Here is a 24,675-nt window from a genome sequence, read left to right as displayed (position 1 = left end):
CATCCTTAGTAGACAAAACTGACCGGGGCACCGCCCTGCGGGTGCGGTAAAATGCCCATCGGGATACCATAAATCGTCCCGAGCACCTCAGCCTGCATCATCGCCTCTGGCCCGCCTTCGGCGATCAGCGCGCCCTGACGCAGCGCCACCAGATGATCGCAGTAGCGCGCCGCCATGTTGATATCGTGCAGCACCGCAATAACGGTCAGCCCGCGCTCACGGCTCAGCGTCTGAATCAGCGCCAGCACCTCGACCTGATGGGCGATATCCAGCGCGGAGGTCGGCTCATCCAGCAACAGACAGCGGCTGTTCTGCGCCACCATCATCGCCAGCCAGGCGCGCTGACGCTCGCCGCCCGACAGGCTGTCGACCAGGCGCCCGGCAAACGCGTTCAGTCCGACCCGTGCGATGGCGTCATCCACCCGATCGCGATCTTCCTGACCAAAGCGCCCCAGCGCACCGTGCCACGGATAACGACCAATCGCCACCAGCTCGCGAACCGTCATCCCTTCCGCGGCGGGCAGCTGCTGCGGCAGATAGGCGACCTGACGGGCAAAGGCCTTGCTGTTCCAGCGATCAACCGGCTGCTGGTTGAGCAGCACCTGTCCGGCGCTGGCGCGATGATGGCGACCCAGCATTTTCAGCAGCGTCGATTTGCCTGAGCCGTTATGGCCGATCAGCGCGGTGACCTTGCCTGGCGGAAAGGTCAGCGACAGCGGTTGAAGGAGGGAACGTCCCGGCAGCTGGAAGCTGGCGTTATCCAGGGTAAAGGTCACCTCTTCTGCGTGCGGATACGACATGGTAATCCCTGTGAACGGGCGCCGCAGCGCCCGGCTAAATCAAAATCTAAAGGTGGCGGTGCCGACAATCTGGCGTTCCGCGCCCCAGTAACAGGCGTAGTCACGATAGCAGCTGGCAACATAGTCGCGGTCAAACAGGTTGTTGACGTTGACGCCGACTGTCGAACCGGGCAAACCGAAGCGAGCGAGATCATATTTCAGCGCAGCGTCGACCGTGGTGTAACCGGCAACCTTAAAGTTCTGGTTCGAGAGTCCAGCCGCGGTATTATCTGGGGTCTCAGCATACAGTCCCTGGCTTTCACCGACGTAACGAACCCCGGCGCCGATTGTCACCCCTGACAGGGCGGTTTCGTGGAAGGTGTAATCACTCCACAAGGAGGCCATATGCTTCGGTACCTGTACCGGCGTTTTGCCTTTCAGCAGCGTGTCTTCGGTATATTCCGCATCGGTGTAGGTGTATGCCGCGGTCAGGTTGACGTTAGCACTGAGCGCCGCTTTGGCTTCCAGTTCGACACCGCGCGAGCGGATTTCACCCCCCTGTACGCTGAAGGTGACATTACCGGGTTCAGCAGTCAGGTTTTTTGTCTTGGTTAACTGGTAAACCGCCGCCGTAACCACCAGAGGCCGATCTTTAGGAACATATTTCACGCCAGCTTCATACTGCTTTGCCCGTGAGGGATCAAACGGCTTTCCGCCGGAAGTGGTGCCGGTATTAGGAATGAATGATTCGCTATAGCTAAAGTAGGGAGCCACGCCGTTATCAAACACATAGTTCAGGCCACCGCGCCAGGTGAAGGCCTGATCGTGGTTTTTCACTTCGGTATTGCCGCTGCGGTTAAGCGCAGAGGTCATCGCGTAATCGTAACGGCTACCTAACGTCAGTACCCAGCGATCCCATTCCATCTGATCTTGTGCATAAAGGCCGGTTTGTTCTTGCTTGTTGAGATAGTGATAAGGGAATGGCGTACCGATTGCAGCATCATTACCATATTGCGGATTGATCGCATTAAGTGGCGCAGCACTGCCGAAAGCGGCATCAATATCGTTACGGGTCCGTTGATAATCCACTCCCAGCAACAGGGTGTGATCGAGCTGGCCGGTGGCGAATTTCGCCTGTGCCTGGGTATCGACCGCAAACTGGTTGAGCTTCTCTTCAGAGATAGCAGAACCGCGATTAATCTCCTGCGTTTCCGAATTGAAACTGCTGCCATAAATACTGCGGTAATCGGTACGCAGGTCGGCATAGCGCAGGTTCTGCCGCACCGTCCAGGTGTCGTTAAAGCTGTGCTCGGCGTTATAGCCGACCATTTTGGTGTTCCGCGAAATCTTATTGCTCTGTTCGCCTTCATCAAAATTGGTCGGCAGCTTGTACTCGCTGCCGTCGGCACGGGTAATCGGCACCACCGTGCCCTGACGCGGCAGCCAGCCGTAATAGCCGGTTTCAGGCTCGTTCTGGAAATAGGTCAGCAGATCAACGCGGGTGCGATCATCCGGACGCCAGCTGAATGCCGGGGCGAGGGTGTAACGTTTCTCTTTGTTCATCGCCTGCTGCGCATCCTGACTGCGCGCCTGGCCGGTCAGGCGGTAGCTGTAGACGCCGTCATCATCCAGCGCGCCACCAAAGTCAAAGCCGGTCGAGAACAGGTTATCGTTGCCCATCTGGAACTGCACTTCACGCAGCGTTTCCTGCACCGGCCGCTTGCTGACCAGCGCGACGACACCGCCGGGGTTGCTTTTGCCGTACAGCACCGAGACCGGCCCGCGCAGCAGCTCCGCGCGTTCCAGGAAGTAAGGATCGATAGCGAACTCAGAGTAGTTATCACCCTGCAGTTTCAGGCCATCCAGATACTGGTTGGTATTGGTTTCGCTAAAGCCGCGAATTGACAGCGCATCAATCACGTCTGAGCTGCCGCGGTTACCGGTCAGCACGCCAGGCGTATAGTTAAACGCCCCTTTGACGCTGGTGACGTTGCGCATCTCCATCTCTTCACGCGTCACTACCGAAACCGACTGCGGATTTTTTTCAATCGGCGTATCGGTTTTGGTGCCGGTGGCACTCTGTTTTGCCGCAATGGTCGGCGCAGGTCCCCATGCGCTCTCGCCCGCCACGCCAGCGCCGCCGTCTGCTGACACCACGAGGGTCTCTTCCGCGAACAGGTTGCTGCTCAGGCTGGCCAACGCCAGCGCAATCATGATCCCCAAAGGCTGGCGGTAAAAATGTTTCTTAGTACAACAAGCGGAAGTCGTTCGCGCATTCATAAAGGTGTCTCTTAGCTATGAAGGAGGTGCAGGCGAATCGAAACGATAATGATTATTATAACGGTCGAATAATATGCGAAACGACGTCGCGACTGCAAGGATAAATCCCAGGCGTGACGCCGTTTGCAGCGCGATTAACCGGTATTGATCAGGCACAAAAAAAGGGCGCCGAAGCGCCCTTTTTAACCAGTCTGGTGGAATTATTTACCAAACATATCTTTTATCCATCCCGCTACGCCGTCGCTCTCTTTCTGCTCCTGCGGTTGCTGAGAGGGTTGCTGCTGCTGTTGCTGCTGCTGTTGCTGTTGATCAAACAGCTGTTGCTGCTGCTGAACCTGTTGTTGCTGTTGCTGACACAGCGCATTCGGGTCCAGCGCCCACACCGGTAGCGAACGCCAGGTGCTGCTGCCGGTGCCGCAGACAAAGTTACCGGCCGAGTCGATATTCATCAGCGACACATCTTCCGGTGGCGTCAGCTGCAGCGGCATAGGCGCCTGGTTGTCAAGGTAACGACGATAGAGCTGCATCGCCCCGCTGGCACCGTACAGTTTGGTCGGCTGGTTGTTATCACGTCCGACCCAGGTGATCGCCACTTCTTTACCATCGATACCGGCAAACCAGCTGTCGACCAGATCGTTGGTGGTACCGGTTTTGCCCGCCAGATGCGCATTCGGGAACCGCGCGCCCAGCGCACGGGCGGTACCGTGATCGGCCACCTGCTGCATGGTGTAGAGCGTCAGGTAAGCGGCCTGAGCCGGCTCAACGCGCTGCGCCTGCGGATAGCTCTGATACAGTACGCTGCCATCTTCAGCAATCACCGAGCGCACCGCCGACAGCGAGGCGCGGTTGCCGCCGCTGGCGATCGACTGGAACGCCTGCGCCACTTCAACCGGCGTCAGGTTTAACGCCCCCAGCAGCATCGCGGGCACCGGGTGCAGCTGCTCTTTCGGCACGCCCAGCTTGTTCCAGGTATCGACAACCGCATCCAGACCCAGCGTCATCCCAAGGTTAACCGTAGGCACGTTCATCGAGTTGGTCAGCGCATCCACCAGCATCACTTTTCCGCTGAAGCGACGATCGTCGTTCATCGGTTTCCAGACGCTGCCGTTCGGCTGTTTCAGCGCGATGGGCTCATCGGCAATCCAGCTGTTAAGACGATAGCTGTTCGGCTGGCTCAGCGCGGTCAGATAGGTGGCCGGTTTTGCCAGCGAACCGATAGAACGACGCGCCTGCAGCGCACGGTTATAACCGGCATACTGCGGATCGGCACCGCCCACCATGGCGCGCACTTCGCCACTGAAGCGATCAACCACCACCATCGCGGTTTCCAGATCCTTCAGGCCGCGCTGTTTTTTCAGCGTCGGAATGCCGTCGATTACCGCTTTTTCTGCCGCATCCTGCGAGACCGGATCGAGGGTGGTGAAAATCTTCACGCCGGAGAGATCTTTCACCTTGTCACCGAGCTTCGCCTGCAGCTCATTACGCACCATCTGCATAAAGGCGGGCTGCGGGGTAATGACCCCACCTTTCGGCTGCACGCCCAGCGGACGCGCCGACAGCATGTCATACAGTTCCTGGTCGATCACTTTCTGCTGCTGTAACAGGCGCAGCACCAGGTTGCGGCGTTCCAGCGCCAGTTTCGGGTTACGCCACGGGTTATAGAGCGAGGCGCCTTTCACCATGCCGACCAGCATCGCCTGCTGATCGAGGCTCAGCTCATCAACCGGGCGACCAAAGTAGTAGAGGCTGGCCAGCGGGAAACCGCGGATCTGATCGCTGCCGGCCTGACCGAGATAAACCTCGTTCAGATAGAGTTCCAGAATGCGATCTTTGCTGTAGCGCGCATCCATGATCACCGCCATATAGGCTTCACGCGCTTTACGCCACAGCGAACGCTCGTTAGTGAGGAACAGGTTTTTTACCAGCTGCTGGGTCAGCGTACTGCCGCCCTGCACCGCTTTACCGGCGGTAATGTTGGCAAGGAAGGCGCGACCAATCGAATAGGGGCTGATGCCGTCATGTTCGTAGAAGTGGCGATCTTCGGTGGCAATCAGCGTATCGACCAGCAGATCCGGGAAGCCGGCGCGCGGGACGAACAGACGCTGTTCGCCATTCGGCGACTGCAGCATGGTAATCAACCGCGGATCGAGGCGGAAGAAGCCAAAATCACGGCCGGTTTCGAGGTTTTTAATCTCGCTCAGCTCATCCTTGCTGAAACTCATGCGCGCGTGGATCTGCCCCTCTTTACTGTCGGGGAAATCGAACGGACGACGCAGCAAATCAATGGTGTTGCCTTTGACTGAAAACTCGCCAGGGCGGGTGATACGTGACACCTCGCGATACTGAGTACCTTCCAGCAGCGCCACCATTTCACTTTTGTTGTAGGCCATGCCCGGTTCCAGGCTGACCATACGGCCATAGACGGTGGCGGGCAGTTGCCACACTTTCCCGTCAATCCGGCTGCGAATTTCCGAGTCGAGGTAGACGCCCCATGCGGCCATCACCACCACAAACACCAGGAACAGTTTGATTAACCATCCCAGCCAACGGCGTTTGCCGCGCGGCGGTTTTCCACCTTTACCTTTACGTGGCACCGGCGCTTCCTCCTCGTCATCATTAAAATCATCCTGATCGATATCCTGTTCGATATCCCTGCGGCGTCCCCGGCGCGCACTGCTGCGCGGCGGCAACGGTTTACCTTTGCGCCCAATAGGTTCGCGATCGTTGCCAGACATTACTTTTATTCTCCAGGCATAGCTTACGGCTGCGCCGCTACTCTAACTGCTTTCTCGCGTTCCGCATGGCAGAACCCTCTGAATTCGATCCAGCGGTCTCAACCTTGCGGAGACATTTTTTTGGTGCGCCTTGTCGGCAAGGCGGTGGCCGGATCGTCTGGCCAGGGATGTTTAGGATAGCGCCCTTTCATCTCTTTGCGGACCTCCGGATACGCGCCGCGCCAGAAAGCCGCCAAATCGCGGGTAATCTGTAACGGGCGCTGCGCCGGCGATAACAGCTCCAGCACCAGCGGTACCCGGCCTTCCGCGACGGCGGGATTGGTGGCTTCGCCAAACATCTCCTGAATCCGCACCGCCAGTGCCGGGGGCTTGTCCGCGTGGTAGCGGATCGGCAGCCGGCTACCGGTCGGCACAGTGTAATGAGTTGGCAGCGCACTATCCAGCCGCTGGCGTTGTGACCATGTGAGTAAATGTAATAGCGCGTTGACGAGGTCCACTGATTGCAGCGTTTTCAGATCGCGGACGGCGGACATCTGCGGCAGCAACCACTGTGGCAGGCTGTCGAGCAGCGCGGCGTCATCGACCGCTGGCCACGGCTCTTCCGGCAACCACTGTGCGGCACACTGGATGCGCAGGCGCAGCTGCTCCGCCTGAGGCGTCCAGCCCAACACCGACAGCCCCTTTTCCGCCACCCAGCGCAGAATAGCCGCCTGCAGCACCGCGGGTTCCGGACGGGCCAGCGGCTGAGTTTTCAGCACCAGCGCGCCAATCTGCTCACGTCGCAGGGTGCGCAGGGTGCCCTTCTCCTCATCCCATTCAACTTCCGTCCGCCGCTCAATCAGCGCAGGCTGCTGCTGACACAGCGCCTCAATGTCGACCGGCAGCGCCAGCAACATCCGCGCATCCGGCGTGGCGCTGCCCTGTAACAACACCGGGGCGATCAGCCACGCGTTGCGCGTCAGACCATCCTGCTGATCCAGCATCGCACCCAGTCCATTGGCCAGCTGATAGCGGCCGCTCTCGTCACGCCGGCGCGCCAGCCGGTCACCGAAGCCCACCGCCAGCAAGGCGGCAAAACGGTCATCATCCACCCGGCCACCGCTGACCTTAAGCCGTCGCTGCCACTGCTGCGCCCGACGCAGCCACTGCGGTTGTGGTCGGTGCAGCGCATCGCGCAGATCGGCGCTGCCGCTGCGCGGGGGATCTTCCAGAATCGCCACCAGCAGCGCGGCAGTCGCGACCGCATCGGCATCCTGACCGGCGGCGCACAGCATGGCGGCCAGCCGGGGATCGCAGCCCAGCGCCGCCATCCGTCGTCCCAGCGTGTTGAGCAGTCCATGGCTATCCAGCGCGCCGAGACGGGTCAACTGCTGCTGCGCCGCCGCCAGATGTCTGGCCGGCGGCAGATCAAGCCACTGCAGCTGTTGCGGCTGGGTACAGCCCCATTGCAACAAATCGAGCCACAGCGATGACAAATCACTGTGCAGGATCTCCGCCTCGCTCTGTGCCGCCGCGCGTGACGCCTGCTCCTGTGGCAGCAGATGCAGACAGATGCCCGGCATTAAACGCCCGGCACGTCCGGCGCGCTGGGTCATCGAGGCCTGGCTGATGCGCTGGGTCTGCAGACGGGTCACGCCGCTGCGGGCATCAAACAGCGCACTGCGTTCCAGCGCGCTGTCGACCACCAGCCGGATCCCTTCTATCGTCAGGCTGGTCTCGGCAATATTGGTGGCCAGCACCACTTTCCGGCGTCCTTGCGACGCGGGAAGAATCGCCCGACGCTGCGCCGCCAGCGGCAGTGCGCCATACAGCGGCGTCAGGTCAACGTCATCGCTAATACGCGATTCCAGCTCGCGCCTGACCCGCTCGATTTCCGCTACGCCGGGCAAAAACAGCAGTAACGATCCCTGCTCATCGCGCAGCAGTTGCGCCACTTCACGCGCCACCGCCTCCTCGAAGCGCACGTTGGCGTTCAGCGACGCGTAGCGCCGTTCAACCGGATAGCTGCGCCCTTCCGACACGATCAGCGGCGCGTCTGGCAACAGCGCCGCCAGCCGCGCATTGTCCAGCGTGGCTGACATCAGCATGATCTTCAGATCGTCGCGCAGCCCCTGCTGGACATCCAGCAGCAGTGCCAGCGCCAGATCGGCCTGCAGGCTGCGCTCGTGGAACTCATCAAGGATCACCAGCGACACTCCGTCCAGCATCGGATCGTGCTGCAGCATCCGGGTCAGCATCCCCTCGGTGACCACTTCCAGCCGGGTCTGTGGCCCGACGCTGCTTTCGCCGCGCATCCGGAAACCGACTGTGGCCCCCGGCTGCTCACCCAGTTGCTCCGCCAGCCGTTGCGCCACGTTGCGCGCCGCCAGTCGACGCGGCTCCAGCATAATGATCCGGCCTGGCAGGTCCGCCTGCTGCAACAGCTGCAGCGGCAGCCAGGTGGATTTGCCCGCGCCGGTCGGCGCCGCCAGCAGGATTTGTGAGGCGCGGCTCAGTGCCGCCAGGATGTCAGGCAGCACCGCGCTGACCGGTAAATCGCTCACAGCAAACTCCGCTTCTGCCTGTGCTAAGATGGCGCGCATTGTAGCATCCATCCGTGAAATTTGCCGGAGAGCGCCATGTCGACCCAACGCTTATTTTTTGCCATCAGCCTGCCTGACGCGATGCAGCAACAGCTGGTGCGCTGGCGGGCCGATACCTTTCCCGCCGAGGCGGGCCGTCCGGTGGCCGCCGCCAATCTGCACCTGACGCTGGCGTTTCTTGGCGAGGTGACGCCAGAGACCGCACAGCGGCTGCAAACCCTGGCGTCGCGCATTGTGCAGCCAGCGTTTGATCTGGATCTGGATGACGCCGGTCACTGGCCGCGTCCCGGCGTGGTGTGGCTCGGTTGCCAGCGCGCGCCGCGCGGTCTGTTGCAACTGGCCAGCCTGTTACGGGCGCAGGCCGCCCGCCACGGCTGTCATCAAAGTCCGCAGCCGTTTCATCCGCACATCACCCTGCTGCGACAGGCGACACAGCCGGTTGCCCTGCCGCCGCGCGGCTTTCACTGGCGCTTTCGCGTCACGCAGTTTTCCCTGTTCGCCTCTGACTTTGCTCAGGGCCGGACCCGCTATCGTGCGCTGGCCAGCTGGCCGTTACAGCCTTAATCAGGACGCTTATGCATTTCTCTCCGCCGCTAAAACCCGCTCGCTTGATCGCCCGTTACAAGCGCTTTCTGGCCGATGTCGAGACCCTCTCCGGCGAGATCCTGACGATTCACTGCGCCAATACCGGTGCCATGACCGGCTGCGCCACGCCAGGCGACCGGGTCTGGTACTCCACCTCGGACAGCCTGACGCGAAAATACCCGCACAGCTGGGAGCTGACCGAGACGCAACAGGGCCACTGGATCTGCGTCAATACCCTGCGCGCCAACCAGCTGGTGGCAGAGGCGCTCGATCAGCAACGCCTGCCGGAACTGGCCGGTTATCAGCAGCGACAGGCAGAAGTGAGATATGGCAGTGAAAAAAGCAGAATTGATTTTCTGCTCAAGGCGCAGGACCGACGCAACTGCTATATTGAGGTGAAATCCGTAACCCTTTTACATGAAGGAAAAGGTTATTTTCCGGATGCGGTGACGGTTCGGGGACAGAAACATCTGCGCGAGCTGGCTATGGTCGCGGCAGAAGGTCATCGGGCCGTTTTGTTGTTTGCCGTTCTGCACTCGGGGATTGAGGACGTTTCCCCGGCGCGTCACATTGACGTGGCTTACGCAGAGCAACTGGTCCAGGCGCAGCGGGAAGGCGTGGAGGTTTTAGCGTATCAGGCGGACTTATCCGCGGCGGGCATGTTTCTTAAAACGCCGCTTATCGTAAGCTTGTAATATCTTTTGCAATTTTATGTGATAAGAATGCTCTGTGCTGAGGCCCAATTACGCTGTTCCTCACAGGCTTGTCAAGGTGCGTTCACGAATAATTGCCAACCCTGACTGCTTCTGTTATTTATAGCGGCCTGTTTTTTTCCCCAATGGGGGATCGATGTACCCCGTAGATGTCAAACAGCAGGCTAGCAGCAACGCACCTGCAAGACGAAAGTCGAAGGGTATAGTGCGTGTTATCCAGGAGAAACAACATGCAAGAAGGGCAAAACCGTAAAACATCGTCCCTGAGTATTCTCGCCATCGCTGGGGTGGAGCCTTATCAGGAGAAGCCGGGCGAAGAGTATATGAACGACGCGCAGCTGACCCATTTTCGCAAGATTCTGGAAGCCTGGCGTAATCAATTGCGGGACGAGGTCGATCGTACCGTATCGCACATGCAGGATGAAGCTGCTAACTTCCCGGACCCGGTTGACCGTGCCGCGCAGGAAGAGGAGTTCAGCCTGGAGCTGCGTAACCGCGATCGCGAACGTAAACTGATCAAAAAGATCGAGAAGACGCTGAAGAAAGTTGAAGATGACGACTTTGGCTATTGCGATTCCTGTGGCGTTGAGATCGGTATTCGCCGTCTCGAAGCGCGTCCAACGGCCGATCTCTGCATCGACTGTAAGACGTTAGCAGAAATTCGTGAGAAACAAATGGCCGGCTAATGCCGCGTCCAGCACGTTGCCACGCAGTGGAACACCTACCGGTTATTCCGCTGCGTGGTCACGTTTAACGCCTATGACCGCCTCCTGCATTGGCCGCTTCGCCCCCTCCCCGTCTGGTGAACTTCATTTCGGCTCGTTGATTGCTGCGTTAGGCAGCTACCTGAGCGCGCGTGCGCAGCAGGGTATCTGGCGGGTGCGGATTGAAGATATCGATCCGCCGCGTGAGGTGCCTGGCGCAGCCTCGCGCATTTTGCATCAGCTGGAACATTACGGCCTGACCTGGGACGGCGAGGTACTGTGGCAGTCACAGCGCCATCAGGCCTACCGCGACGCGCTGGCCTGGCTTCAGCAGCATCGTCAGAGTTATTTCTGTACCTGTTCCCGTCGTCGCATTCAGCAGATCGGGGGGTTCTATGATGGCTACTGCCGCGATCGGCAGCGCGGGCCGGAGTATGCCGCCCTGCGTTTGCGGCAGCATAACCCGGTGCTGGCGTTTGACGATCGGTTGCGCGGCAAGGTGCAGGCGGACCCGCGACTGGCGCAGGAAGATTTTATTATTCACCGCCGCGATGGCCTGTTTGCCTATAACCTGGCGGTGGTGGTCGACGATCATTTTCAGGGCGTCACCGAGGTGGTGCGCGGAGCGGATTTGATTGAGCCGACGGTGCGGCAGATTGCACTTTATCAGCAGTTTGGCTGGCCGCTGCCCGACTATCTGCATTTGCCACTGGCGCTGAATCACGACGGCAATAAGTTGTCGAAGCAGAATCATGCGCCGTCACTGCCGGATGGCGATGCCCGGCCGCTGTTAGTCGCGGCGTTACGCTTTCTCGGACAGCCGGTTTGCAGCGGCTGGCAGGACTTAACGCAGGACAAACTACTGTCTGACGCGGTGTCGCAGTGGAATATCGCTTTGATGCCCCAGGACAACGCCCTGAAACCGGATGCAGAGACAACAGCATTCTCAAATGGTTCTCAACAGGCTATGATTAGCCGCTGATTTTACCTACACCCTTTTACGCCACTGTCGAGGTGTCCCATTTTTACCCGAGTAGCTAATTTTTGCCGGAAAGTCCTGAAGCGTGATGAAGAGGAAGCCCCTGCAGAGGTTGAACCAGAGAGTCATATGACCATCATTCCTCGTGAAAGCCACACCATCTCACGCAAAGACATCAGCGAAAATGCCCTCAAAGTGCTCTATCGCCTGAATAAAGCCGGTTATGAAGCCTATCTGGTAGGCGGTGGCGTGCGCGATTTGCTGCTGGGGCAAAAACCCAAGGATTTCGATGTCACCACCAATGCCACGCCAGAGCAGATGCGCAAGCTGTTCCGCAACTGTCGCCTGGTTGGCCGTCGTTTTCGTCTGGCGCACGTGATGTTTGGTCCGGAAGTGATTGAGGTTGCTACCTTCCGTGGTCACCACCAGATGGAAGAGAGCGAAGACGATCGCAACAGTTCGCAGCGCGCCCAGAGCGGCATGCTGCTGCGCGACAACATTTTCGGCACCATCGAAGATGATGCCCAGCGCCGCGATCTCACCATCAACAGCCTTTACTACAGCGTCGCCGATTTCAGCGTCCGTGACTATGTTGGCGGTCTGCAGGATCTGCAACAGGGCATCATTCGTCTGATTGGCGATCCGGAAACCCGCTACCGCGAAGATCCGGTGCGGATGCTGCGCGTCGCGCGCTTTGCCGCCAAGCTCAACATGAGCATTGCGCCGGAAACAGCTGAGCCGATCCCGCGTCTGGCCTCGCTGCTGCGTGATATTCCGCCCGCGCGCCTGTTCGAAGAGTCGCTTAAGCTGCTGCAGGCAGGTTACGGCTATAGCACCTACCTCAAGCTGTGTGAATACCAGCTGTTCCAGCCGCTGTTCCCGACGCTGGCGCGCAACTTCACCGAACAGAGCGACAGCCTGATGGAGAAGATGCTGGCTCAGGTGCTGAAAAACACCGATAACCGCATCCACAACGACATGCGCGTCAATCCGGCCTTCCTGTTTGCGGCGATGTTCTGGTATCCACAGCTTGAAGCGGCCGAACGCATTGCGCAGGAAAGCGGCCTGACCTATTTCGAAGCCTTTGCGATGGCAATGAACGATACGCTGGATGAAGCCTGCCGCGCGCTGGCGATCCCGAAACGTATCACGTCGCTAATCCGTGATATCTGGCAGCTTCAGTTACGCATGTCGCGTCGCCACGGTAAACGCGCCTGGAAACTGATGGAGCATCCTAAGTTCCGCGCCGCGTATGACCTGCTGGCGTTGCGCGCTGAAGTGGAAAACAACCCGGAACTGCTGCGCCTGAGCCAGTGGTGGGGTGAATTCCAGGTGGCGGCACCGCCACACCAGAAAACCATGCTCAATAACCTGGGTGACGATCCGGCACCGCGGCATAAATCACGCCGTCCTCGCCGTCGTCCTTCGGCACCGCGTCGCGATAATCAAAACGCGTCATGACCCGGGTTTACCTCGCGTTAGGCAGTAATCTGGCCGATCCGCTGCATCAGGTTGATGCAGCGCTAAGCGCACTGGATGCGTTGCCGCAGACGCAACGCATCGCCACCTCGCCGTTCTATCGCACGCCGCCCTACGGCCCCCCCGATCAGCCTGACTTTCTCAACGCCGCCGTGGCGCTGGAGACCGGACTGAGTGCCGAGGCGTTGCTGGATCATACCCAGCGGATTGAGCGAGAGCATGGCCGGGTGCGTAAAGCGGAGCGCTGGGGTCCACGCACGCTGGATATCGATGTGATGCTGTTTGGCGACGCGGTGATTAACAGCGATCGCCTGATCGTGCCGCACTATGACTTGCTGAACCGCGCCTTTATGCTGGTGCCGCTGCTGGCCATCGCACCTGACGCCACGCTGCCGGATGGCCGGGCGCTCAGCGCCGTGCTTGCCACCCTCGACAGCGGCGCTATCCAACTCTGGCACGCCTGAGCACACAATCACACATCTTCGATTCCGCTCTTTCACGCTATCCAGTAAACTGCGCCCATCAGAATTTCTGAGTTGAGAGCGCCATGAAACCCACCACAATGTCACATCTGCGTCAGTGGAAAACCGACGGCAAAAAATTCGCCACGCTGACTGCCTACGATTTCAGTTTTGCCCGCCTGTTTGCCGATGAAGGCATCCAGGTGATGCTGGTTGGTGATTCCCTCGGCATGACGGTGCAGGGTCATGATTCCACCCTGCCGGTCACGGTCAGCGATATCGCCTACCACACTGCCGCCGTCCGGCGCGGTGCGCCACAGGCGCTGTTGCTCGCCGACCTGCCGTTCATGAGCTATGCCACACCACAACAAACCTTCGACAACGCCGCTCAGCTGATGCGTGCCGGTGCCAATATGGTGAAGCTGGAAGGCGGCAGCTGGCTGGCAGAGACGGTACGGATGCTGACCGAGCGTGCGGTACCGGTCTGCGGGCACCTTGGTCTGACGCCACAGTCGGTCAATATCTTTGGCGGCTACAAGGTTCAGGGCCGGGATGAAGCAGGCGCAGAGCAGCTGATGACGGATGCGCTGGCGCTGGAAGCAGCAGGTGCACAGCTGATGGTGCTGGAGTGCGTACCGGTTGCGCTGGCTCAGCGCGTGACCGCTGCCCTCTCCATTCCGGTGATCGGCATTGGGGCCGGAAACGTAACTGATGGACAGATCCTGGTAATGCACGATGCGCTGGGCGTGACCGGCGGTCACATTCCCAAATTTGCTAAAAACTTCCTCGCCGCGACCGGCGATATCCGCGCCGCGATTCGCCACTATATCGCCGAAGTCGAAGCCGGCACCTACCCGGCGGCAGAGCACAGCTTCCAGTAACTCAGGAGAGTAACCGTGTTGATCATTGAAACGCTGCCGATGCTGCGCCGTGAAGTGCGCCGCTGGCGGCAACAAGGTAAGCGCATCGCGCTGGTGCCCACCATGGGCAATCTGCACGAAGGACATTTAACGCTGGTTGATGAAGCGCGATCGCGCGGCGACATCGTGATTGTCTCCGTCTTCGTCAACCCGATGCAGTTTGATCGCGCTGACGATCTGGCGCGCTATCCGCGTACCCTGCAGCAGGATTGCGAGAAGCTGAACCGCCATCAGGTTGATGTGGTGTTCGCCCCGTCACCGGCTGAAGTCTACCCGCATGGCCTGAAGAATCAGACCTTTGTTGAAGTGCCGGTGCTCTCTTCGCTGCTGGAAGGGGAAACCCGTCCCGGCCATTTTCGCGGCGTGGCGACCATTGTCAGCAAGCTGTTTAACCTGGTTCAGCCGGACATTGCCTGTTTCGGTGAAAAGGATTTTCAGCAGCTGGCGATCATTCGCAAGATGGTGGCTGACATGGGCTTCGACATTGAGATTGTCGGCGTGCCGACGGTGCGCGCCAAAGATGGCCTGGCGCTGAGTTCACGCAATGGCTACCTGACCGCTGATGAGCGTAAGCTGGCACCTGCGCTGAGTCAGGTCATGAATCAGATGGCGGCGCGGCTGGCCAACGGCGAGCGCCACATTGAAGAGATCATCGAGGCGGCCAGTCAGACGCTGCTGGAGCGGGGCTTACGTCCGGATGGCCTGGCCATTTGCGATGCGGAAACCCTGCAACCGCTGACGGTTGACAGCCAGCGCGCCGTGGTACTGATGGCGGCCTGGCTGGGTAATGCCCGCTTAATCGATAATCAAACTGTCGACCTGACGCAGTAAGCTGCATCCGCTGAAGGTCATTTTATTCCTCGTCTGACAAGGTTTCTGGCTATGATTCGCACTGTATTACAAGGCAAATTGCACCGCGTGAAGGTTACGCAGGCGGACCTCAACTATGAAGGCTCCTGTGCTATTGATCAGGACTTCCTTGATGCGTCCGGCATTCTGCAATATGAAGCGATTGATATTTACAACGTCACCAACGGCCAGCGCTTTTCGACCTACGCCATCGCCGCTGAACGTGGCTCCAAAATCATTTCCGTCAACGGGGCGGCGGCACGCTGCGCCTGTGAAGGCGACATTCTGATCATCTGTTCTTACGTGCAGGTTGAGGATGCGGAAGCACGCCAGTGGCAGCCTAAAGTGGCTTACTTTGAGGGCGACAACCAGATGAAGCGGCTGGCGAAAGCGGTCCCGGTGCAGGTTGCCTGATCGAAAAAGGGCCACCGATCGGCGATCGGCGGCCCTTTTTTTGCTGACCTGACCGCGCTTACACCGGTTTAGTCGCGAGCGATTTAGACGGTTTTTTCATGGTAAACAGGAAGTTGAACCAGCCACGTTTCCTCAGCAGACACAGCGTCCACGGCAGCGCCAGCGCCACCAGAAAAGCGGAGATAAACTTCAGATCGTTAACCCAGGCTGACGGACTTTCAAACTTCACCATCTTGCTGAAGAACTGAATCGCCAGATAATGCGACAGGTAAAAGACGATTGAGTTGACCCCGATATAGTAAACCAGATTCGACTTCAGCTTCAGCGCAATCCAGACAAAGAACGGCACCGACAACAGCGCCAGCGGCGACAGTAAAGCCGGCGAGTTGTTCTCCAGCACCAGGATATTTAAGCAGGAGAGCAGCACAAAGCTTAACAGTGAAATGATTAACGTCGGGCCATGCTGCACTTTATCCGCGATATCGACCTGTTTTCTTACCACGTAGTCACCGAGGTAGAAGAAAACGAACAGGTAAAACGACTTATTGACGTGGGTGTTATCGAAGCTGGCAAATACGCTGTCAGGATCGATCGCCGGAAGCCCCCAACTCAGTCCCATACAGACCGCGAACACCAGCAGGAACGGCAGGTGACGGGCAAAGATAATCACCACAAAGAAAATAAACAGCGACTGCAGGAACCATGTCATATCGCCCCCGCCCGTCAGGTGGGAGAGAATAATGTTCAACGGTGACTGCGGCGTATTGGCCATTGAGCTAAAGGCAATCTTTAACCCGCCATAAATAATCACCCAAACCACGAAAGGATAAAGGATGCTGCGGACCTTATTATTAAAAAAAGGACCCAGGCCTTTTCTTAATCCCGCATCGACAAATAAACCTGAAACGAAAAACATCAGTCCTAATCGAACTGGTGCAAGCATTTCATTTAACAGGCTACTGAAGGCGGTAAAGTGTCCGGCATTATTATGCACGGCGATGGTGCTATGCAAAAAAATGATTGCGAGAATACTCAATCCCCGCAGATTATCGATCCACGTAATACGATTCATTTTTTCCTGCCTTTTAATTAAGACCGGCCCTGATCTACCGGGTGCCTTTCTTATTGAACACTCAACATCCCCCCTTTTTCGTCCATGTTCAGAGGAATAACCTTAATCTGGCGCTATTTTGATAACTCAGCTGCAATTAAACAACAGCCAGCCATTAATACAATTCCTAAAAGTTTTTTAGCTGTGTCAAATCAGAACGATATAAAGGCAGAACGGGTGATTATCAGATAATGCTTAAGGTTATTTTATTGCCACTAGCGGCCAGGCGGGTATTAATGTCCGCGACTGAGGAAGAATAATGCGCCGCGGCTGGCTGATGATGTTATTAAAAGGTTAAATTTGACACCGGCCGCCAGCTTAAATCGGACAACCGTTATACGGACAAAAAAAAGCCACGCCGTAATAGCCGCGTGGCTTTTTTAGTGAGGGCAGCAATCAGGTCCGCAATCCACGTCCGCGCTGAATCAGGGTATACACCAGACCATAGAACACCACGATAAAGGCGATCAGCACCGACAGGGTAAATACCAGTGGCACGTCGTTAATACCGAGGAAGCCGAAACGGAAACCGCTGATCATATAAACGATCGGATTAAGTTTCGAGACCGCCTGCCAGAAAGGCGGCAGCAGCGTCAGGGAATAGAATACCCCGCCGAGATAGGTTAACGGCGTCAGCACAAAGGTCGGGATCAGGCTGATGTCATCAAAAGTCCGGGCAAACACCGCATTCAGCAGGCCGGCCAGCGAAAACAGCACCGCGGTCAGCAGCAGCGTCACCGCCACCATGCTCCAGGAGTGGACATGGAACGGCACAAAGAACAGCGAAATGGCGGTGACCAGAATGCCGACGCAGACGCCACGCGCTACCCCGCCGCCGACGTAACCGGCGATGATAATGTGGGTCGGCACCGGGGCGACCAGCAGCTCTTCAATGTTGCGCTGGAACTTGGCGCTGAAGAACGACGAGGCGACGTTGGCATAGGCGTTAGTGATTACCGCCATCATGATCAGACCCGGCACGATGAATTGCATATAGCTGAACCCGTGCATTTCACCAATCCGCGAGCCAATCAGGTTACCGAAGATGATGAAGTAGAGCGTCATGGTGATCACCGGCGGCACCAGCGTCTGGATCCAGATGCGGGCGAAACGGTTAATCTCTTTGGCCCAGATGCTCTTCAGCGCCACCCAGTACAAATGTGTCATGCTTTTGCTCCTGTTTTTCCCTGCGTCAGGCCGACGAACAGCTCTTCCAGACGGTTGGCTTTGTTACGCATGCTCAGCACCTGCACGCCCTGCGCGCTGAGCTGGCTGAACACGCTGTTCAGACCCTGCTCCCGCAACACTTCTACTTCCAGCGTCGAGGTATCCACCAGACGATACTGGAAGCCTTCCAGCGTTGGTAACGGACTGCGCGGCGCCAGATCGAGGATGAAGGTTTCCGATTTAAGCTTAGAGAGCAGCTCTTTCATTGAGGTGTTCTCGACCAGTTCCCCGCTCTGAATAATGCCGATATTGCGGCACAGCATTTCTGCCTCTTCCAGGTAGTGGGTGGTGAGAATAATGGTGGTGCCTTTGGCGTTGAGATCTTTCAGGAACACCCACATTGAGCGTCGCAGTTCGATATCAACCCCGGCGGTTGGCTCATCAAGGATCAGCAGCTTGGGTTCATGCATTAACGCCCGGGCGATCATCAGACGGCGCTTCATGCCGCCGGAGAGCATCCGCGCCCGTTCGCTGCGTTTTCCCCACAGATCGAGCTGCTTCAGGTACTTTTCCGCCCGCTCATTGGCTTCGCGACGTTCGACGCCATAGTAACCCGCCTGGTTAACCACGATTTGCATCACCGTCTCAAACGGGTTGAAGTTAAATTCCTGCGGCACCAGACCCAGCTGGCGTTTGGCATTGACCACATCTTTTTCCAGATCGTAGCCAAACACCCGGACGCTGCCGTCAGATTTGTTGACCAGCGAACTGATAATGCCAATGGTGGTTGATTTACCGGCGCCATTCGGTCCCAGCAGTGCATAAAAATCACCGGCTTCAACGTTAAGATCGATACCCTTCAGCGCCTGCACGCCGCCGGGATAGGTCTTGGTCAGCCGGGAAAGTTCCAGTGCATAAGTCATTCCGAATCCATACCCTGTTTTGATGGCAATGTAATGCCGTTTAAATTTGTGAAGCCTTCGCCTATAGTACGCGCACGCACTCTGCGCAGTAACCGGTCGCTCAACGCCATGACAGATATCGATACCCTGATCAGTAATAACCGCGAATGGTCCAAATTACTGGTCGAAGAAGATCCCGGCTTTTTTGAGCGGCTCGCCCAGGCCCAAAAACCGCGCTTCCTGTGGATTGGCTGCTCTGACAGCCGCGTCCCCGCCGAACGTCTGACCGGACTGGAACCGGGTGAACTGTTTGTCCACCGCAACGTCGCCAATCTGGTGATTCATACCGATCTCAACTGTCTTTCCGTGGTGCAGTACGCCATCGAAGTGCTGGAAGTTGAACACGTCATTGTCTGTGGTCATTACGGCTGCGGCGGCGTGCAGGCGGCGATGGATAACCCGGAACTGGGGTTGATCGACAACTGGCTGCTGCACATCCGTGACCTCTGGTACAAGCATAGCGTGTTGCTGGGGGAACTCCCGCCGGATAAACGCCTGGATAAACTGTGCGAAATCAACGTCGTTGAACAAGTTTATAACCTGGGACATTCAACCGTGCTGCAATCTGCCTGGAAACGCGGGCAGAATGTCTCACTGCATGGCTGGGTTTACGGCATTCAGGACGGCTGCCTGCGTAACCTTGATGTTACGGCAAACAGCCGCGAAATCCTTGAACAACGCTACCGTCACGGCATCGCTAATCTGTTGAATAGCGATAAATAAGCGGAGTCAGGCGCGACACAGCCTACACGAAGCAGGCGGTGCTGGCCTTGGAAGAATGTGCGGTGCGCTGCACTCAGGATTCGATCGGCACCACTTTGCCGATATACGGCAGATGGCGATAGTGCTGCGCATAGTCGATACCAAATCCAACCACGAACTCATCCGGGATGGCAAAGCCGACATACTCCACGTTGACCTCCACTTCACGGCGCTCCGGCTTATCCAGCAGGGTACAGATCGCCAGTGATTTTGGCTGACGCAGCTGCAGGATTTCGCGCACCTTACTCAGGGTGTTGCCGGAGTCGATAATATCTTCGACGATCAGCACATCTTTACCCCGGATATCTTCATCCAGATCCTTCAGGATTTTCACATCGCGGCTGCTGGACATACCGCTGCCGTAACTCGACGCGGTCATAAAGTCGACCTCATGCGGGACGTCAATCGCGCGGCACAGGTCGGCCATAAACATAAAAGAGCCACGCAGCAGCCCCACCAGCACCATATCGCTGCCGCTGTCACGGTAATGGTCGTTAATCTCTTTGCCCAGTTCAGCGATGCGCGCGGCGATTGCCTGTTCAGGGATCATCACTTCAACAGTGTGTTTCATTGCTTTCAGCCCGGTTACGTCAGAAAAGCCACGAAGTCTATCATAGAGAGGCGCACGGCGGCTGCGACAGGCGTAAAGCAAACGATACCGTGGTGAAAATTATTGCGTCCCGGCGAGCGGTGGTGCAAATGCGCATTACCTTAGAACTTTCTGGCATTTACCAGCATGATTCGCTGCGTGGTAGCCTTTATCCAACATATCGTTACTCCACTCGCGCCGCTGGCCGGAGATCTCAATGACTTCATCATCAAGCAAAAAAACCCACATCGGCGATCGCCCGCTGCATCCTGAAACCCAGATGCTGAATTACGGCTACGACCCTCGCCTCTCTGAAGGCGCGGTCAAGCCGCCGGTGTTTCTGACCTCAACCTTTGTGTTTGACAGCGCAGAAGAGGGACGGGATTTCTTTGACTATGTGTCAGGCCGGCGTGAGCCGCCAGCAGGCAAATCGGGTGGACTGGTCTATTCGCGGTTTAACCATCCCAACAGTGAAATCGTTGAGGATCGGCTGGCGGTCTATGAGCAGGCAGAGAGCTGTTCGCTGTTCTCGTCCGGTATGTCGGCGATCGCCACGACCCTGCTGACCTTTGCCCGGCCGGGCGAGGTGATTCTGCATTCCCAGCCGCTGTATGGCGGCACCGAAACGCTGCTAAGCAAGACGCTGCACAATCTGGAGATTAAGGCGGTCGGCTTTAGCGACGGCAATGATGAAACCAAAGTGCGGGAGGCGGCGCAGCAGGCGATGGCGCTGGGTCGGGTAGCGATTATCCTGATCGAGACGCCGGCCAACCCGACCAATAGCCTGGTGAACATCCGTCTGATGGCGCGGATCGCCGATGAGATCGACCAGCAGCAGGGTTCACGTCCGATTATCGCCTGCGACAACACCCTGCTCGGCCCGCTGTTTCAGCAGCCGCTGACGCTGGGCGCAGATCTCTCGCTCTACTCGCTGACCAAATACGTTGGCGGCCATTCCGACCTGATTGCCGGTGCCGCAATGGGCAGTAAAAAGCTGATGGGGCAGATTCGGGCGCTGCGCAGTGCGATCGGCACTCAGCTCGATCCGCACTCCAGCTGGATGATCAGCCGATCGCTGGAAACCCTGTCGCTACGAATGGAGAAAGCGTTTCACAATGCCGAAGCGGTGGCCGCCTTCCTGCGCGATCACCCTAAAGTGGCGAAGCTGCACTGGCTGCCGTATCTGGATGAAGCGAGTGCCGAAGGCAAAACCTACCGTGAGCAGTGCAGCGGAGCCGGGTCGACCTTCTCATTTGATATTGCGGGTGGCCAGCAGGCAGCCTTCCGTTTTCTTAACGCCCTGTCGCTGTTCAAGCAGGCGGTCAGCCTTGGCGGCACCGAGTCGCTCGCCAGCCATCCCGGCAGCACCACCCACTCCGGTGTGCCACAGGCGGTGCGTCAGCGTATCGGCATCACTGACGCCACGGTGCGGCTGTCGATTGGTATCGAGAACGCGGGTGACCTGATTGAAGATATCAGGCTGGCGCTGGATCAGGCCTGATTTAGCTGACGGTGAACCCGAGCATCATGCCGGTATCTTCATGCTCCAGCAGATGACAGTGGGCCATATAGGCATGTTCGGCGGCGGCGACGTAACTGAAGCGCACCAGCACTTCACTGCGCCAGCCGTCGACATTCACCATGTCTTTCCAGCCCTGTCGATGCGGCGCCGGGGGTTTGCCGTTTTCTGACAGGATACGGAACTGGGTGCCGTGAATATGGAACGGATGCAGCATCGCGTCGCCCTCGCCGGAAATGGTCCACTTTTCCGTTTCATCCAGTTTTACCGCGAATGACGGCTGGGTCATATTGAACGCCTGGCCGTTAATCTTATTGCCATTACGGAAATCGTAACCGGCCGGTTGCGCCATGCCGTGCATGCTGTGATCCATCGACTGCTCGTGACTGGCCGCCGGTTTATCATGCGCCATCGGCATCGTATGGTGGCCACCTTTGCCCATCGCCTTGTCACCGTAGCGCTGCATCAGCGCCTGCATCCCCTGCTGATCCAGCTGAGGGTCCATCATCAGTTGCAGCCAGCGGCTGGTCAGCGCTTCGGTTTTCGGCAGCGGCGGCAGCGTTGCCAGCCGATCCGGCAGCGTGCCGCTGGCCATCACCCGCAGCGGTAAAATCTGCACCAGCGGCAGTGGTTGATCGAACGGTGCCAGCGTCATGCCCATCTGCCCGACCGGCAGAGTCACCAGATCAAAAGCCTTACCATCCCCGGTATCGATCATCACTTCAAAGCGCTCGCCCGGCAGCATCGGCAGGGATTCCAGCTTCACCGGCTCGGCCAGCAGTCCGCCATCACTGGCGATGACATAGAGTGGACGCCGATCGCTGGCGGCGATATCCAGCGAGCGGGCATTGCAGCCGTTGAGTAAGCGCAACCGCAGCCAGCCGCGCGGTACCGCTTGCTGGGGATACTGCACGCCATTGGTCAGCATCATGTCGCCAAACCAGCCGACCGCAGCGCGCATCACGTCCAGCTGGTAATCGATGCGGCTGCCATCCTGAGTCAGCTGTTTATCCTGGAAGATCAGCGGCACATCATCCGCGCCCCACTGGGTCGGCAGCCGCAGTTTGCCGATCTCGTTATCTTCCAGCAGGATCAGCCCCGCCAGCCCCTGCGCCACCTGATGGCCGGTTTTCCCGTGCAGATGCGGATGATACCAGCAGGTTGCTGCCGGTTGATCGGGGGTGAAAGAGACCTGACGGGAGTCGCCGGCGGCGATGCTGGCCTGCGGTCCGCCGTCAACCGCGCCAGGGATCTCCAGGCCGTGCCAGTGCAGCGTAGTTGCTTCGTTCAGCCGGTTATGGATGTTCACCGTGGCCGGCTTGCCGCTTTGCAGCCGGATCGCCGGTCCGAGCAAGTTGCCGTTATAGCCCCAGGTCGGCACCGCTTTGCCATTCCATTGACTGGTGCCCTGCATCGCGGTCAGCGTGTACTGGCCGTTAGCATCCGGCGTCAGCAACGAGGGAACAGGCAACAGCGGGCGACTGGCGGCCATCAGCGAGCGGCTCCAGAGCGGCAGCGCCCCGGCGGCACTCAGGGCGGCGGTGAGTTTCAGAAAGTGGCGACGTTGCATGGTGATCATCCTTGTGGCATGAGAGCAGACAGCCTAAACCCTGACCTTATGGGAAGGTCAAGTGTTACCCGCCAGAATCAGCCGAAAAAAGCTGGCGAGCCGCACGGCGCGGCAAATTAATCGAAAACCTGATAGCAACTGTGCTAACGTCATTAACAATATCCATTGAAGAGAACGATTATGAAGCAAAGCATTAAGATCCTGCTGCTGACGGGACTCCTTGGCTTCTCCTCCACCAGTTTTGCCCTGAGCGAATCCGAAGCGGAAGATCTGGCCGATCTGACGGCGGTGTTCGTCTATCTGAAGAATGATTGCGGCTACCAGGATCTGCCGGATGCGCAGATTCGTAAAGCGCTGGTGTTTTTTGCTCAGCAGAACCGCTGGGATTTAAGCAACTACAGCAATTACAACATGAAGGCGCTGGGTGAAGAGAGCTATCGTGACCTGAGCGGCATCGCCATCACTAACGATAAAAAATGCAAGTCACTGGCGCGTGATTCACTGAGTCTGCTGGCCTACGTCAGGTAATCCTCTCCCCGCTCTGCTGCTGGACATTTGACCGTGCAACCACGGTCAGAGTTAGCTATGATGTGCCGCCCATTTTCATGGCGATGTCATCAGAGGAGAGCCCCACCATGGCCCAAAATGAAATGTGGTATGAAACCCTTCATGCCGGTTTTGGCCAGTATTTCACGATTGATAAACAACTCTATCGTGAGAAAACTGCGCATCAGGATTTAATCATTTTCGAAAATGCCGCGATGGGTCGCGTGATGGCGCTCGACGGTGTGGTACAGACCACCGAGCGCGACGAATTTATCTATCATGAAATGATGACCCACGTTCCTCTGCTGGCGCACGGTGCGGCGAAAAGCGTGCTGATTATCGGCGGCGGCGATGGCGCGATGCTGCGCGAAGTGTCACGTCATCCGCAGATCGAAAAGATCACCATGGTGGAGATTGACGCGGGCGTGGTGACGTTCTGTCGTCAGTATCTGCCGAATCACAGCGCCGGTGCCTATGACGATCCGCGCTTTACTCTGGTGATCGACGACGGGGTTAACTTTGTTAACCAGACCCGCGAAAAATTTGATGTCATCATCTCGGACTGCACCGATCCGATCGGTCCCGGCGAAAGTCTGTTTACCTCAGAATTTTATGCCGGCTGCAAAGCGGCCCTTAATGAAAATGGCATCTTTGTGGCACAGAATGGCGTCTGCTTCCTGCAGCAGGACGAAGCGGTCAACAGCCATCGCAAACTGGGTCACTATTTTGCCGATGTCAGTTTCTATCAGGCGGCGATTCCGACCTATTATGGCGGCATCATGACTTTCGCCTGGGCCAGTGACAATCCGGCGCTGCGCCAGCTCGATAGCGCGACGTTACAGGCGCGTTTCGAGGCCGCTGGCCTGACCTGCCGTTACTACACACCGGCAATCCATACCGGCAGTTTTGCCCTGCCGCAATATTTGTTGAATGCGTTATCCGCCACGCGCTGATGGCACATTTCTAAGG

The 24,675-nt window shown here is 57.9% G+C and carries 22 protein-coding genes; 13 read left to right on the top strand and 9 right to left on the bottom strand.

Annotation, left to right across the window (positions count from 1 at the left end):
- Window positions 1-5: 5 nt before the first annotated feature.
- From fhuC to hrpB, 4 genes are all read right to left on the bottom strand, one after another.
- Entirely contained in the window at window positions 6-800 is a 795-nt protein-coding gene (fhuC, locus tag AC6I8D_RS03455) for a Fe3+-hydroxamate ABC transporter ATP-binding protein FhuC (protein ID WP_312057482.1), read from the bottom strand.
- A 39-nt stretch (window positions 801-839) separates the two neighbouring features.
- The gene (fhuA, locus tag AC6I8D_RS03450) at window positions 840-3,059 is read right to left on the bottom strand and encodes a ferrichrome porin FhuA (protein ID WP_497819660.1); all 2,220 of its coding nucleotides are present in this window, start codon (window positions 3,057-3,059) and stop codon (window positions 840-842) included.
- A gap of 200 nt (window positions 3,060-3,259) precedes the next feature.
- Entirely contained in the window at window positions 3,260-5,794 is a 2,535-nt protein-coding gene (gene mrcB / locus AC6I8D_RS03445) for a bifunctional glycosyl transferase/transpeptidase (protein ID WP_497819659.1), read from the bottom strand.
- 98 nt (window positions 5,795-5,892) lie between these two features.
- Entirely contained in the window at window positions 5,893-8,376 is a 2,484-nt protein-coding gene (gene hrpB, locus AC6I8D_RS03440; protein ID WP_497819658.1) for an ATP-dependent helicase HrpB, read from the bottom strand.
- Window positions 8,377-8,412: 36 nt separating this feature from the next.
- Between hrpB and thpR the strand changes: the two genes are divergently transcribed.
- From thpR to panD, 9 genes are all read left to right on the top strand, one after another.
- Window positions 8,413-8,940 carry an RNA 2',3'-cyclic phosphodiesterase gene (thpR, locus tag AC6I8D_RS03435; RefSeq protein WP_409519792.1) on the top strand — a complete coding sequence of 176 codons (528 nt, stop codon included), beginning with the start codon at window positions 8,413-8,415 and terminating at the stop codon, window positions 8,938-8,940.
- A gap of 11 nt (window positions 8,941-8,951) precedes the next feature.
- Window positions 8,952-9,656 (top strand): DNA/RNA nuclease SfsA, encoded by a 705-nt coding sequence (gene sfsA, locus AC6I8D_RS03430; RefSeq protein WP_497819657.1) that lies wholly within the window; start codon window positions 8,952-8,954, stop codon window positions 9,654-9,656.
- Window positions 9,657-9,904: 248 nt separating this feature from the next.
- Window positions 9,905-10,360 (top strand): RNA polymerase-binding protein DksA, encoded by a 456-nt coding sequence (gene dksA / locus AC6I8D_RS03425; protein WP_031375735.1) that lies wholly within the window; start codon window positions 9,905-9,907, stop codon window positions 10,358-10,360.
- 73 nt (window positions 10,361-10,433) lie between these two features.
- Entirely contained in the window at window positions 10,434-11,360 is a 927-nt protein-coding gene (gene gluQRS / locus AC6I8D_RS03420; RefSeq protein WP_497819656.1) for a tRNA glutamyl-Q(34) synthetase GluQRS, read from the top strand.
- Between the two features lie 39 nt (window positions 11,361-11,399).
- Window positions 11,400-12,818: a polynucleotide adenylyltransferase PcnB gene (pcnB, locus tag AC6I8D_RS03415; RefSeq protein ID WP_312759446.1), complete on the top strand. Its 1,419-nt coding sequence runs from the start codon at window positions 11,400-11,402 to the stop codon at window positions 12,816-12,818.
- Window positions 12,815-13,300: a 2-amino-4-hydroxy-6-hydroxymethyldihydropteridine diphosphokinase gene (folK, locus tag AC6I8D_RS03410; protein WP_312057486.1), complete on the top strand. Its 486-nt coding sequence runs from the start codon at window positions 12,815-12,817 to the stop codon at window positions 13,298-13,300. Before pcnB ends, folK begins: the two co-directional genes overlap by 4 nt.
- Before the next feature lie 83 nt (window positions 13,301-13,383).
- Window positions 13,384-14,178 (top strand): 3-methyl-2-oxobutanoate hydroxymethyltransferase, encoded by a 795-nt coding sequence (gene panB / locus AC6I8D_RS03405; RefSeq protein ID WP_497819655.1) that lies wholly within the window; start codon window positions 13,384-13,386, stop codon window positions 14,176-14,178.
- 15 nt (window positions 14,179-14,193) lie between these two features.
- Window positions 14,194-15,048, top strand: a complete 855-nt coding sequence (gene panC / locus AC6I8D_RS03400) for a pantoate--beta-alanine ligase (protein WP_312759331.1) — start codon at window positions 14,194-14,196, stop codon at window positions 15,046-15,048.
- 51 nt (window positions 15,049-15,099) lie between these two features.
- Complete coding sequence (panD, locus tag AC6I8D_RS03395) at window positions 15,100-15,480, top strand: aspartate 1-decarboxylase (RefSeq protein ID WP_031375740.1); 381 nt, start codon at window positions 15,100-15,102, stop codon at window positions 15,478-15,480.
- Window positions 15,481-15,538: 58 nt separating this feature from the next.
- On the opposite strand, the gene AC6I8D_RS03390 is transcribed toward panD, so the two are convergent.
- From AC6I8D_RS03390 to AC6I8D_RS03380, 3 genes are all read right to left on the bottom strand, one after another.
- A complete protein-coding gene (locus AC6I8D_RS03390; protein WP_312057489.1) occupies window positions 15,539-16,552 on the bottom strand; it encodes an acyltransferase family protein in 1,014 nt (337 codons plus the stop codon).
- Window positions 16,553-16,987: 435 nt separating this feature from the next.
- Entirely contained in the window at window positions 16,988-17,758 is a 771-nt protein-coding gene (locus AC6I8D_RS03385) for an ABC transporter permease (protein WP_312057491.1), read from the bottom strand.
- Window positions 17,755-18,681, bottom strand: a complete 927-nt coding sequence (locus tag AC6I8D_RS03380; protein WP_031375742.1) for an ABC transporter ATP-binding protein — start codon at window positions 18,679-18,681, stop codon at window positions 17,755-17,757. The genes AC6I8D_RS03385 and AC6I8D_RS03380 overlap by 4 nt, the downstream gene beginning before the upstream one ends.
- A 108-nt stretch (window positions 18,682-18,789) precedes the next feature.
- Here AC6I8D_RS03380 and can point away from each other — a divergent pair, with 108 nt between their 5' ends.
- Window positions 18,790-19,443, top strand: coding sequence for a carbonate dehydratase (gene can / locus AC6I8D_RS03375; protein ID WP_031375743.1), 654 nt, complete (start codon window positions 18,790-18,792; stop codon window positions 19,441-19,443).
- Window positions 19,444-19,516: 73 nt separating this feature from the next.
- Here can and hpt read toward each other — a convergent pair whose 3' ends face one another.
- Window positions 19,517-20,053, bottom strand: coding sequence for a hypoxanthine phosphoribosyltransferase (gene hpt / locus AC6I8D_RS03370; protein WP_046289198.1), 537 nt, complete (start codon window positions 20,051-20,053; stop codon window positions 19,517-19,519).
- A gap of 235 nt (window positions 20,054-20,288) precedes the next feature.
- On the opposite strand from hpt, the gene AC6I8D_RS03365 reads away from it, so the two are divergent.
- Window positions 20,289-21,572 (top strand): cystathionine gamma-synthase family protein, encoded by a 1,284-nt coding sequence (locus tag AC6I8D_RS03365; protein ID WP_312057492.1) that lies wholly within the window; start codon window positions 20,289-20,291, stop codon window positions 21,570-21,572.
- Window position 21,573: 1 nt separating this feature from the next.
- Here the strand turns inward: AC6I8D_RS03365 and cueO are convergent, their stop codons facing one another.
- On the bottom strand, window positions 21,574-23,160 hold the full coding sequence (gene cueO / locus AC6I8D_RS03360) for a multicopper oxidase CueO (protein WP_497819654.1): 1,587 nt from the start codon (window positions 23,158-23,160) through the stop codon (window positions 21,574-21,576).
- A 180-nt stretch (window positions 23,161-23,340) separates the two neighbouring features.
- Between cueO and AC6I8D_RS03355 the strand changes: the two genes are divergently transcribed.
- A complete protein-coding gene (locus AC6I8D_RS03355) occupies window positions 23,341-23,688 on the top strand; it encodes a YacC family pilotin-like protein (RefSeq protein WP_009092068.1) in 348 nt (115 codons plus the stop codon).
- Between the two features lie 107 nt (window positions 23,689-23,795).
- The gene (speE, locus tag AC6I8D_RS03350; protein ID WP_046289196.1) at window positions 23,796-24,659 is read left to right on the top strand and encodes a polyamine aminopropyltransferase; all 864 of its coding nucleotides are present in this window, start codon (window positions 23,796-23,798) and stop codon (window positions 24,657-24,659) included.
- The last annotated feature ends 16 nt before the right edge of the window (window positions 24,660-24,675 follow it).

The organism is Pantoea sp. X-Soil-MYKO-1785, from assembly GCF_059730675.1.
Note: the sequence above shows the minus strand (reverse complement) of the source record. Positions and strands in the feature narration are given on the sequence as shown.

Excerpts from the sequence above, each read along its gene's own strand:
- hrpB (WP_497819658.1), bottom strand. The coding sequence starts at position 8,376 with ATGCGCGCCATCTTAGCACAGGCAGAAGCGGAGTTTGCTGTGAGCGAT.
- sfsA (WP_497819657.1), top strand. The coding sequence starts at position 8,952 with ATGCATTTCTCTCCGCCGCTAAAACCCGCTCGCTTGATCGCCCGTTAC.
- AC6I8D_RS03355 (WP_009092068.1), top strand. The coding sequence starts at position 23,341 with ATGAAGCAAAGCATTAAGATCCTGCTGCTGACGGGACTCCTTGGCTTC.
- cueO (WP_497819654.1), bottom strand. The coding sequence starts at position 23,160 with ATGCAACGTCGCCACTTTCTGAAACTCACCGCCGCCCTGAGTGCCGCC.
- AC6I8D_RS03365 (WP_312057492.1), top strand. The coding sequence starts at position 20,289 with ATGACTTCATCATCAAGCAAAAAAACCCACATCGGCGATCGCCCGCTG.
- AC6I8D_RS03385 (WP_312057491.1), bottom strand. The coding sequence starts at position 17,758 with ATGACACATTTGTACTGGGTGGCGCTGAAGAGCATCTGGGCCAAAGAG.
- dksA (WP_031375735.1), top strand. The coding sequence starts at position 9,905 with ATGCAAGAAGGGCAAAACCGTAAAACATCGTCCCTGAGTATTCTCGCC.
- fhuA (WP_497819660.1), bottom strand. The coding sequence starts at position 3,059 with ATGAATGCGCGAACGACTTCCGCTTGTTGTACTAAGAAACATTTTTAC.
- fhuC (WP_312057482.1), bottom strand. The coding sequence starts at position 800 with ATGTCGTATCCGCACGCAGAAGAGGTGACCTTTACCCTGGATAACGCC.
- thpR (WP_409519792.1), top strand. The coding sequence starts at position 8,413 with ATGTCGACCCAACGCTTATTTTTTGCCATCAGCCTGCCTGACGCGATG.
- speE (WP_046289196.1), top strand. The coding sequence starts at position 23,796 with ATGGCCCAAAATGAAATGTGGTATGAAACCCTTCATGCCGGTTTTGGC.
- panD (WP_031375740.1), top strand. The coding sequence starts at position 15,100 with ATGATTCGCACTGTATTACAAGGCAAATTGCACCGCGTGAAGGTTACG.
- can (WP_031375743.1), top strand. The coding sequence starts at position 18,790 with ATGACAGATATCGATACCCTGATCAGTAATAACCGCGAATGGTCCAAA.
- panB (WP_497819655.1), top strand. The coding sequence starts at position 13,384 with ATGAAACCCACCACAATGTCACATCTGCGTCAGTGGAAAACCGACGGC.
- folK (WP_312057486.1), top strand. The coding sequence starts at position 12,815 with ATGACCCGGGTTTACCTCGCGTTAGGCAGTAATCTGGCCGATCCGCTG.
- gluQRS (WP_497819656.1), top strand. The coding sequence starts at position 10,434 with ATGACCGCCTCCTGCATTGGCCGCTTCGCCCCCTCCCCGTCTGGTGAA.
- AC6I8D_RS03380 (WP_031375742.1), bottom strand. The coding sequence starts at position 18,681 with ATGACTTATGCACTGGAACTTTCCCGGCTGACCAAGACCTATCCCGGC.
- mrcB (WP_497819659.1), bottom strand. The coding sequence starts at position 5,794 with ATGTCTGGCAACGATCGCGAACCTATTGGGCGCAAAGGTAAACCGTTG.
- AC6I8D_RS03390 (WP_312057489.1), bottom strand. The coding sequence starts at position 16,552 with ATGAATCGTATTACGTGGATCGATAATCTGCGGGGATTGAGTATTCTC.
- hpt (WP_046289198.1), bottom strand. The coding sequence starts at position 20,053 with ATGAAACACACTGTTGAAGTGATGATCCCTGAACAGGCAATCGCCGCG.